The organism is Rhodopirellula sp. MGV, assembly GCF_002251265.1.
Lineage (GTDB): Bacteria > Planctomycetota > Planctomycetia > Pirellulales > Pirellulaceae > Stieleria > Stieleria baltica_A.
Genome location: NZ_NPDI01000055.1, coordinates 18,770 through 28,145 on the forward strand (window position 1 = coordinate 18,770; position 9,376 = coordinate 28,145).

General features: G+C 56.5%; 4 protein-coding genes. 2 read left to right on the forward strand and 2 right to left on the reverse strand.

Translation table 11 applies throughout. The features are described 5' to 3' along the window. Window positions 1-146 precede the first annotated feature (146 nt). Window positions 147-3,551, reverse strand: coding sequence for a hypothetical protein (locus CGZ80_RS20355; protein ID WP_409994559.1), 3,405 nt, complete (start codon window positions 3,549-3,551; stop codon window positions 147-149). A 377-nt stretch (window positions 3,552-3,928) separates the two neighbouring features. After that, entirely contained in the window at window positions 3,929-6,286 is a 2,358-nt protein-coding gene (locus CGZ80_RS20360; RefSeq protein WP_233148549.1) for a preprotein translocase subunit SecA, read from the reverse strand. Window positions 6,287-6,564: 278 nt separating this feature from the next. On the opposite strand from CGZ80_RS20360, the gene CGZ80_RS20365 reads away from it, so the two are divergent. Together CGZ80_RS20365 and CGZ80_RS20370 are read left to right on the forward strand one after the other, a co-directional pair. Next, window positions 6,565-7,980: a BBP7 family outer membrane beta-barrel protein gene (locus CGZ80_RS20365; protein WP_158222795.1), complete on the forward strand. Its 1,416-nt coding sequence runs from the start codon at window positions 6,565-6,567 to the stop codon at window positions 7,978-7,980. A 180-nt stretch (window positions 7,981-8,160) separates the two neighbouring features. Continuing rightward, window positions 8,161-9,072 carry an aldo/keto reductase gene (locus CGZ80_RS20370; RefSeq protein ID WP_094417533.1) on the forward strand — a complete coding sequence of 304 codons (912 nt, stop codon included), beginning with the start codon at window positions 8,161-8,163 and terminating at the stop codon, window positions 9,070-9,072. Window positions 9,073-9,376 lie beyond the last annotated feature (304 nt).

Here is a 9,376-nt window from a genome sequence, read left to right on the forward strand (position 1 = left end):
CGACTGAAGCCTCGATCAGAGCGGACGAAAATCGGCTAAAGCCTAGACTCCAGCGGAATAGGCTGCTGTGGCGCAAACAAAAAACGCGGCGGGGCTGGATGATGCCCCACCGCGTTGGCGATGAACTTTCTTTTGAGCTGCGAACGTTAACGGTTCGTTTGGTAACCCGTTTGGGCGAATTCTTCTTCCTCTTGGATGATGATTCGCGGGGTGACCATCAGCATCAAGCTGGTCGCGTCGCGTCCAACCGCAACGTTGCGGAACAGTCGGCTCAGGTAAGGGATCTTGCTGAGGATTGGCACGCCACGTTCTGAGCGGCCTTCGCTCAGACGCTTGATACCACCCAACAGGATCGTACCGCCATCGGGAACACTGACCGTCGTGCTGACGGTGGTGAACGCGAAGGTTGGCAACTGCACCGTGGTACCAGTGATCACGTCTTCGGTTTCGCTCGAATCCACCGCATCGTTCTCATCGACCACGCCGTCACCGTTGGTGTCTTCCTGGTCGGTGCTGCTGCTGCGAGTGGTTCGCGAACCTTCGAAGGTGAAGGTATCGACGTCACCGATTTGACTGAAGAACGGTACCAGGGTCAGGCGGACGAAGCGTTTATCGTCGCTGACGATCCCTTGAACGTTCAACTGAGTGCCTTCGTTAAGGACCACGATCACAGGTTGTTGGGCGACGGCGAAGTCACCGACAACCGGAGTGATACTGGTCACGAAGGGGCGTTGCGATTGGTCACTGATCGAAGCGATCTGGCCGTCGAACAACGTCACCTTGGGAGCCTGCATGACGTTCGTTCGTTCGTCACCTTGCGCGGCTTGCAAGAAGAAGAACGCTTCGATGTCACTGAGGATCGCGAAGCCGAGTGTCGACAGCGAGCCCGGGTCGGGAGCACCGAAGATCGGGTTCACACCGAGCGTGTTGTCCAATCGGACGTCCAAGTCAGCACGTGGCAAACCTGACACGCCGTCGAAACCAACGGTGACACTGGGGCCTTCGTCGTCGCTTGGCAAGTTGGTCACGTTGTCGTCGAACTGGACGTCGAAGTCGACGCCGATTTGTTCGAAGAACGTGTCCGATAGGGTGATGAAGCGAACTTCGATCGTGATCTGCAGGTTTTGCAGCGAACGCAGCGATTCGATCAAGTCAACGATTTGGTCGTGAACGTCGCTGGTCGTACTCACAATCAGGCTGAGGTTCTGACGATAGGGAGCCATCGTGCTGTTACCGCCGAGAGCTTCCCACGTATCGGGAACAACGGTGGTTTGAATCAGCTGGATCAGCGAGTCGAAGTCGGCAAACGATCCACCACCGGCACCGCCTGGTGGGTTCTGCGGTCCGAAGCCGCCTTGCGATCCCATCGGGCTGTACTGGCCGAGAACGTTCGAAGACATCTTGGCTGGGTTCATCGTGTTGGCTTGGCGAGTTGCCAAGTCAGTCATCGAGACCGGCATCATCTGGACGTCCAATCGGGGATTGGTCATCTGGTACGCCGCACGCAAAGCACCGGCCAAACCGTCATCATGGCTGGAGACAAAGTTTGGAATTGGTGTGACCAAGTCGGCGACTTTGTAGGTCCGAGTGACAACGTTTTCACGTTTTGCACGCGAGCTGGTGATTTGCAGAACTTCGTCTTTGATCTCGTAGGCCAAATCGAAGTCTTGCAGGATCAAGTTCAGAGCGCTTTTCAGCACGATCTGGTCACGCAATTCCAAAGTCACCGGGGTGTCTTCGAGAACGTTGACCGCTTCCAAAGCACGACGATTGAGCACCATCGGGATGCCGGTAACATTCGACAAGTCGTCGATGACTTCGCGAAGCGGGCGGTTGCGGTACTGGATGTTCACGCGAGTAGAAGAAAGCTGCTCTTTCAACTTGCGTTCTTGAACCGAACCGAACAGCGAACCGGTGTCTTGACTACGACGGATCGACAACTCGTGCCACGATTGTGGATCACGGTTGAAGGTCATCGGTTGGTTGGGGTCGTAACCCGCAACTTGCGATGCCGACAACTCGACGTCCATCAGACCGTTCTGGAACAGTTCTTCCTTACCGGACTGAATGTTTCGCATCATCTGATCGCGTGACGCGAAGCGACTCTTGAGCAGCATGTTGGTCGCGACGGTCGAACCGGGTTTCAGTTCACTGACCTGTTTGGCGACTACTTCTGCTTCTTCGAAACGCTGATCACGCACCAGCTCGTTGAAGGTATCAACGAGGCTGGAGATTTCTTCGTCGATGCGAACTTCACGAGCAGCTTCGTTGGCCATCTCGGTACGAACGGCTTCGTTTTGAAGGTTCAACTCGATGGCGGCGCGATTGTTCTCGACGTACTGTTTTTGCTTTTCCAGCTCGCGGTCGACCATGCGAACGAGTGCCGTTTTATTGGCTTCGGGGACGTTCGAACCGTCCACGCGTCGTCGCAAGCGATTCAAGCTATCGAGGGCATCCAGTGGAGCCGACTCTTTCATCTCGGCCGTCTTGGCCAACTCGGCGGTGATCTCGCGATACAAACGCTGAGTCAGTTCTTTGGTTTCCAGATCAACACGCTCAATCGCGGTCATCTCGGCCTTTTCGGCAGCCGTCGGCAAACGCTTGGGCTGCAACAAGGTCAATTTGTCCTTGAGCGCATTACGAGTCGCCAAGTCAAGCTGACTTTCGTACTTCCAAGCTTCGATGAAGTGTTGGCGAGCGGTGTCTTGATCGCCCGCTTGCAGTGCTTGCAAGCCAGCTTCGTAGTCGGCCACGGGATCGGCGGCGTTGCCTTGAGGCAGCGGAGCACCGAGGGCTTGGACTTGCTGAACCGCTCCACCGGTTTCACCGCTGAAGAGCATTTGTTGGATGAAGTTCGCTTCGTCGCTATCCATTCCGCCAGCGCCGCCGGCGAGAGCGATTTGCGAGTCCATCACGCCGGTTCGCTTGGCAGCCGATTCGGCATCAAGAACGAAGTCCCAAACGCGAGGTTCGCCAGGAGCGAATGCGGACTCGGGGATGTTCAACTGCTGTGCTTGGCGAGCGAAGCCCAATGCACCGGCAGTGTCGCCACGGTCCAGAGCCAGTCGGCCTTGTGCGACCAGACGGAGTGCTTCCGCTTTGGTTGCTGCGACGTTCTGCTGTGCCGTTGGCATCGGCTGGGCTTGAAAACCGGCAGCCATGCGTGGTGGCAAGTTGAGTAGCGCCGCATCGATGCCTGCGATTTGCAGGTCGACACGAAGGCGAGCGACGTCCGAAGCGATCTTAGGATCAACACTCGCTGCCGCTTGGGCGGATCGATAAAACTCGACCGCGGATTCAAATTGTTTCGCGTCCAGTGCCGCGCGAGCTTGGCCCACAAGCGCCTTGCCGTTTTGCACGTTGGCCGCCGGAGCGACTGCCCCGCGAGCATACGAAGGAACGGCAGTCGTTGCCGCGCCTGAATTGTCTTTGGATGGCAGGTTTGCTCCTGGCATCGATAGCTGTGCAGAGACGGTGGACGTCCCTACAAGGCACGCCATCACGGCGGCACCCCAACTCTTGGGGCCAAAAAGTCTTTCGTGGCGTTTCAACGCGACACTCCTTCTTCGCGGTGAGACTTTGTGAATACATAACGTGCTTTCGTCTACGTGCACGAAATCACGACGTCGGTTTTAGCCCCACGGCACGTCGGTCCAACCGCATCGAACTGACATGGCGCGTGCCGTTTCGCGTCGACGAGAGGGTGACTCGATTCACCTTCAAAGACCCGAATTGACTCCGACGCTCGCCGCGGATGTGGGCGGAAGTGCCGGGAGCTAATGGACACGGAAGCGGGGATACGGTCTACGCAATCCTGATGTCAAGCTCGTCTGAGACGGCTTTTTTCCTTTTTTTTGAATTGGGACGGCTGTCGGCAGAGGCCCCACAAGACTTCAATCAATCTTTGAAAAAAACGCCCGTTCAGCTGTCAATCTGGGGTGTCCAGGTAAGGATCCTGGCCGATTTCACGCTGCATCTTCTTCCGTTCCTTTTCATGGTGCAGCAGCACCATCCGGTCACGGAAATGTTTCTTTTCGACCTTCCGCTGTGCCTTGCGAAACAGCTTGGCATAAGAGTCGACAGAGCCTTCCAGATTCGCGCCACGCGACTTCAACTTGTCGGCTTTGTCTGGCCCAAGCCCGCCTTTCAAAATGTCATCGTCCAACGACAAGTACTGGCGGTACGATCCGGGGTCACCCTGGCGACCACAACGGCCGATCAGCTGACGGTCGATCCGTGCGGCGTCGTGCAGCTCGGTACAAATGACATGCATCCCACCAAGTCCCACGATTTCGTCAGACAATTTGATATCAGTACCACGTCCAGCCATGTTGGTGGCCACCGTCACTCGGCCGAGGCCGCCCGCATCAGCGACAATCTCGGCCTCGCGTTCGACGTTGTTTGCATTCAAAACTTCGTGTTCGATGCCAAGTTCATTCAGCAACCGCGACAGGATTTCGCTCTTGTCGATCGAGCGTGTCCCGATCAGTACCGGTCGTCCGGTCGCGTGAATCTCCTGCACTTCGTCGACGATCGCACGGAATTTCGAATCGAGTCGCCCGAAAACGCGGTCGGATAACTGTTTTCGCTTTGGCGGCCGGTTGGTCGGTACGCGGAGCACCGGTGTGCGGTAGATTCGCCGCAATTCGCCTGCGCTGGTCGCGGCAGTACCGGTCATCCCCGCCAAGTGGTTGTAACGGAGAAACAAATCCTGCACCGTGATCCGGGCGGCTTGCCCGGTGGGAACGCTGATATCCAGCCCTTCCTTCGCCTCGATCGCTTGGTGGATCCCGTCACGCCATTTTCGTCCTTCTGCCAAACGCCCGGTAAATTCGTCGACGATGACGATCTCGTTTTCGCCCTTGTCACCGGGACGGACAACGTATTGACGATCGAGCAAGAACTCTTTGTGGACTTTGATCGAACGCTCGGTGTATTCGTAAAGGTCGACCAAGCCCATGGTCCGCACCAGGTCGCTCTTCGGCAGCGAGCGGACCTTTTGCCGACCTCGTGCGGTTAATTCGTATTGCTTGGTGTCGGGATCGATCGTGTAGTGTTCGTCTTCGAGGTACTCCGGTGCAACGCTTGAGGCCCAGCGATACGTCTCGACGATTTGATCACGCACGGTGTCTTCGATACTGCCGATGATCAACGGCGTTCGAGCTTCGTCGATCAGGATACTGTCCGCTTCGTCGACCAAGCAAAAGTGCATGCCTCGCATGACGGGCTTGTCACCGGAATCGCTGAACCCGCCACCACCGTCGCCGAGCATTTCGGTTTGGATACGGTTTTGGGCACGCAGCAGAAGACGGTCTCGCAAGAAGTCGAAGCCGAATTCTTTTGCGGTACCGTATGTAATGTCTGAGGAGTACGACTTGCGACGTGAGCCCTGGTCGTCGGACGTTTGAATGATTCCGACGCTGACGCCCAGCTTGTGAAAGATCGGCATCATCCATTCGGCGTCACGTTTGGCCAAGTAATCGTTGACCGTCGCTAGGTGGGCGCCTTTACCGACGAGCGAATGGATATACAGCGGCAGTGTCGCGGTCAGCGTTTTACCTTCACCGGTTTGCATCTCGGCGATGCTGCCCTCGAACAGTGAAATCGCACCGATCATTTGCACGTCGTAGTGACGCATCCCAAGTGCGCGACGACCGGCTTCGCGGACGAGTGCGTATCCTTCGGGCAGAAGCTTGGCCAGTTTCTCCCCTGCCATCGCGCGGTAACGAAGTGCCAAGGAACGCTTTTTCAGTTCCGTGTCCGTATCCTTTTGCAGGGTCGGTTCCCAACCGGCGATCTCGTCAAGAATCCGCATCCAGCGGAGCATCTTTGGCGTCTTGAATCCCGAGAACAGCGAAACCGATTTTGCGCCGGTTTGAAATCGTTCGGGTGCGATCGTTCGAGCAGGACCTTCGGGAGCTCCGTCATCGCCGTCCGCTACAGCTGGCGCTGTCAGTTCGGTCTGCGTCTCTGGAGCGATCAATTCGCCAGCAACGGCACTGGCAGCCGCAGCGATCGCAGCGACATCAGAAACGTCTGTCGCATCAGCCTCCGTTGGTGACTCGGGCGAGCTAGGCGAAACTGGCGAATCAGGCAACTTGTCCTGAGCTTCGAGATCAACCGATTCGGTTTTGGTGCTGTCCGGTTGCCCCTCAAGATTGCCCGAATTGGTTGGCGTACTGCCAGGAAGACTTGCGTTGGGCGAAGGCGATTCAGTAGATGCAGGCAGCGCAGAATTGGCAGTTTCAGCTTCCGAATTCGTCTGCGAGTTGTGTTGTTGGGTCATTCCGCTTCTGTGAAGGGCCAATTTTGCAAAAACTTTTACGCCAATCCAAGCAGTCCATCTGGCTTCGGACCGTCATTGTACTGCCCGATAGGACCATTTCCTGTGAAGATGCGCAGCTGTGGAAAGCTGTGACTTCAAGCGAGGCTAAATAGGCTAACTATTCCGCTCGTGAGGGAGGTTCTTGATCTGACGGCCAGTTGCGTCGATCGACTTATACCAGTCATTCCAGTATTCCCGGACTGCGCGAGACTTCAAAAATGAAAAGGAACTTTCGAGGCATGACCCTGGCGGCAATGATGCTGTCTGCCTCTGTATCTGTTCACGCTGGCGAGAAACAATTCGCCGGCGACACTGAGTATGCCGGTAACGAACAAGCCTCACAAGCATTTGTTGGCGACCTCGGCGTTGAACCAGTCGCCCATCGTACAACTCACGTTGGCAACTTGCCAAGTTACGCGCCGATCTCGGTTGGCGACATGCAACTGGGCGGCGGTATCGCTCAAGTTGGCTGCACATCCTGCGATGCCCCTGGATGCGATGGCGGATGCGACGCGTCTTGCGGCAGCAGTTGCGATAGCGGCGCGTTTGCAGGATTGATGAATCTCTGCAACAAGGACGGCTGGATCCGTGCGGAGGGTCTGATCATGTTCATGCAGGCTCGCCAAGCACCTGTCTTGGTCGCGACTGCTGATCCGACCGAGTTCCCTGTATTGCCGGATCCCAACAACCCACCATCGGGCGCAACGACCGTTCCGGTTTGGGGCGGCGATGACGGATTGGACGGCGGAGTCTCTGGCGGAACCCGCTTTGACGTTGGCCGCTACTTTTCGGACAACTTCGGAATCGGCGGCCGCTTTATGTGGCTGAGCGAGAACGGCGATGACTTCTCGATGTCCGGCAACGGAACGGGAATGTCGATCGGCCGACCGTTCTTCCAGATCCCGTTGACCAACCCCGGCACCGCATCGGAAAGTGCGCTGATCGTCAACCAAGCGAGCAGCAACCCCGGTGTCGTCGCTCCACAACGCGGTATGGTCCAGTCGAGCTTCAGCACCGATCTGCTGTCAGCAGAAGCTTATGCTCGCATGACTTACTGCCACACCAAGTCGGCCCGCGTCGAGTTGATCGGCGGTTACAGCTACTTCCGCTTGGACGACAACCTGTCGATCTACAGTCGCTCGATCAATAACAACACCAACGCATTCTCTTCGGACTTCAGCGAGTTCGACACCGAGAATGAGTTCAATGGTGGTCAAATCGGTTTCGAGTCATACGTTACTCGTGGTCCTTGGGCAGTCCGCATGCTGTCGAAAGTTCACATGGGTAACATGAGCCGCACGGTTCAAAAGACCGGTCGCTCGGATGACGGTGTCGACAACGTGATCAACAACGTTTACGACAGCAGCCTGTTGGTGGACGAAGAGCAATTGGCGAGCTCCGACGACGAATTCAGCTTCATCCCCGAACTGAACGTCACGCTGGGATACCGCTTCCGCGATCACGTCTCCTTTACCGTCGGATACAATTTCATGTACTTCGACAAGGTCGCACTGGCTGGTCAACAGATCAACCGCAACGTTGACGGCACCGACGACCCACGCACCATCGGTGCAGCGAACTATCGTCAACCGACCATCGTTGATGGCAGCCTGTGGGTCCAAGGTATCAGCCTTGGCACGACGATCGATTACTAATGAGAATGTGAAGGTGGCGATTCTGACCGGCGAGAAGCGATTCGCATCGTCCGGGAAAATCGACGCTTCCCCACAGAATCCAACCGCCTAATCATCATTTATGAACGCGTGGTGCAAGTCACCACGCGTTTTTTTTGTTTGCATCACGCCAAGCGTCTTACGCACCAAGGACTCACCACCGTGTCGGACCTATCAAACATCGTCTTGGGCCTTTGGCCGATCGCCGGCGTTACCACGATCGGTGTCACACGTGACGACGCGCGCGATACCATCCGCGCTGCGATCGACTCCGGAGTCACCCATTTCGACACGGCTTACAGCTATGGCTACGACGGCGAGAGCGACCGTGTATTGCGCGAGTTCGTCCAATCCGCCCCCGGCCGATACCACATCATGGGCAAGGTCGGCCAACGCTGGGACGCTGACCACAATCGTGTTGTCGACGGATCACCCAAACAATTGATTGCAGACGCCGAAGAACACCTGCAACGAATTGGACTGGAACAGATCGATTTGTTGTACCTGCATTCCCCAGACCCGAATGTCGAAATCGAACTGTCGGCTGAAACGATGGCAAAGCTCCAGCACCGTGGTCTGTGCAAAACCGTCGGACTTTGTAATGCCACGCTCGATCAGATTCGCCAGTTCGCGTCGGTGGTCCCCTGTGACGCGATTCAATGCCCGCTGAACCTGATTCAACGTGATTCGATTGAGGATCTGATCGAACCCGTTTCCAAATCCGGCACGAAGGTCTATGTGTTTTGGACGCTGATGAAAGGGTTGCTAGCCGGCAAGATCAAACGCGACCATGTGTTTGCCGAAGGCGACAGCCGGCCAAAGTACCCGATCTTTCAAGGTGATCAACGTCGCAAAGCCCACGAGGTAATTGACTTGCTCGAAGTCATCGGCAAAGACCACGCAATGACCGTCGCACAAGTCTCCATCGGCTGGGCTCTTTCGCAGCCTGGCGTCAGTGGCGTTTTAGTAGGGGCCCGCCGTCCCACACAAATTACCGAAACGCTGAAGTCGCACGCGTTGCCCGCGGACGCACTGCGAGAGATCGATGACAAAGTGAAGTCGCTCTTTGCATAGGCATGACGCCCCCCGCTGGAGTCTAGCCTTCAGGCGATTTTCGGGGCCCTGCATGCGGCGATAATGCCGCATGCAGAACAGAACCACTCAACCGCTGGCTATCGCCAAGGCGGCTCATGAGTGCAACGAAACATTGCGAAGCCCAAAGCTGGGACTCATCGCTTCGTCCACTACGGCGTTGGAGTCTAGCCGTTACGCGATTTTCGGGGCCCTGCATGCGGCGATAATACCGCATGCAGAACAGAACCACTCAACCGCTGGCTATCGCCAAGGCGGCTCATGAGTGCAACCAAGCATTGCGAAG